Consider the following 1,475-nt stretch of genomic DNA (forward strand, 5'->3'; position numbering starts at 1 on the left):
GAACCAATACAAGCCATCACCTAAATAACGGATATCCCCCCAATCCGCGCCCGCGCCCGCAGCGCCTCCCCAGGCAACCCCAAAGCCTCATACACCACCACCAAAGCTCGGTTCGTCGGCACATCCAGCCCGTCATACCGCCGGCGCAATTCCAGCGTCTGCTGCGCCCCAAGCCAATCCCCAACCCGCAACCGTGCGTCCAGCTCCACCTGCGCAAACAAATCCCGCTGCGCATGACTCCCGCCAATCTCATTCAGCCGCGGCAACGCTATCCCCAGCTGTTCCAACGCCCGCCGGGCATCCCCCCGGGCATGCGCCAACAACCCCTCAGCCAACGGCAACGTCACTTCCCGCCAAACCGGCCGCGCTTCCACACTGTGCCTGCGCAAAGCCGCCAACAACTGATCCGCCTCAGGCTTGCCCGCCCGGGCCAACCCATACAAATACTGCACACTCAAAAATGGCTGTACCGCATCCCCAACCCGACGCTGCAGGTAGGGCGCCAACGCCTGCCACCGCCCACCCACATCAATCCCGGCCAGCTCCAGCCGCGCCAGCAATGACACCGCGCCCACCTGATCCTGGGAGTACTCCGGCAAGATCCCCCACACATGCCGGTCATAAATCTCCAGCACCCGCTGATCCTCCCCGCGCCCCAGATAAAACAACGCGAGATGCCACCAGTTATGGGTGTACATGAACGAGTTAAGCCCGTCCCAGTGCTGCTTCACGCCCTCCAGAAACCCGATGCCTTCCTCGATACGCCCCTGGGTCAGCATCACATGGGCCAATGCGTGATGGGCCCATGGCTCGGACGCCTGCAACCGCAACGCCTCAAGCGCACTGGCCTCGGCTTCCTCCAGCAAATGACACTGCTCATACGCAAACGCCAGTAGCCCGTGACTGTGGGCGATATCCGGCGCGCCGGCGGTGGCTTTCAAACCGATCCGCAGCAGCGCCGGCCAGTTGCCCCGGTTGAATTCCAGGTACTGGTTGAGCTTGGCCGCAAGCAGGTCCCGCGGATAAAGATCCAGCAGATGCTCGCTGAGGCGCAGCACTTCATCCAGCTCGTCGTTGATCCAGGCTTGCAGCACTTGCAGATACAGGAGCGCCCGTGGATGCCGGGAATTCACCGCCGCCGCCCGCTGACGGTACTTCTCGGCCAGCACAGGGCCCTCGGGCGACTCGATAAACATCAGCAGCAGGCCGGCAAATCCGTTGGCCAATGCTGAGTCGGGGTCGGCATCGGCGACCGCGAGGATGCCCTCGGCACGGGGCTGATAGCCGAGAAAACCGCCGACGAAATCATCCAGGCCCTGACGGGTGGCGGGGTTGAGGGTGTCGATGGGGTTGCCCAGGTAATCCAGTGACATGCGCTTCAAACTCATGGGTTCAGATAGCGGTTAGACGGGCAAACCTTGTGCCAGTGATGGGTCCCTCAAACTTCAAACCTTACCGTAGCAGCTGCCGAGCCT

Annotated in this window: 1 protein-coding gene; it reads right to left on the bottom strand. The window is 62.5% G+C overall.

The features are described from left to right. Positions 1–20: 20 nt before the first annotated feature. Positions 21–1,373, bottom strand: a complete 1,353-nt coding sequence (locus HYE77_RS18195; RefSeq protein WP_177069090.1) for a tetratricopeptide repeat protein — start codon at positions 1,371–1,373, stop codon at positions 21–23. Positions 1,374–1,475 lie beyond the last annotated feature (102 nt).

The organism is Pseudomonas sp. IPO3774 (assembly GCF_013386835.1).
Taxonomy (GTDB): domain Bacteria; phylum Pseudomonadota; class Gammaproteobacteria; order Pseudomonadales; family Pseudomonadaceae; genus Aquipseudomonas.

Bases quoted from the DNA above. Each gene is read 5' to 3' on its own strand.
- HYE77_RS18195 (WP_177069090.1), bottom strand. From the start codon at position 1,373: ATGTCACTGGATTACCTGGGCAACCCCATCGACACCCTCAACCCCGCC.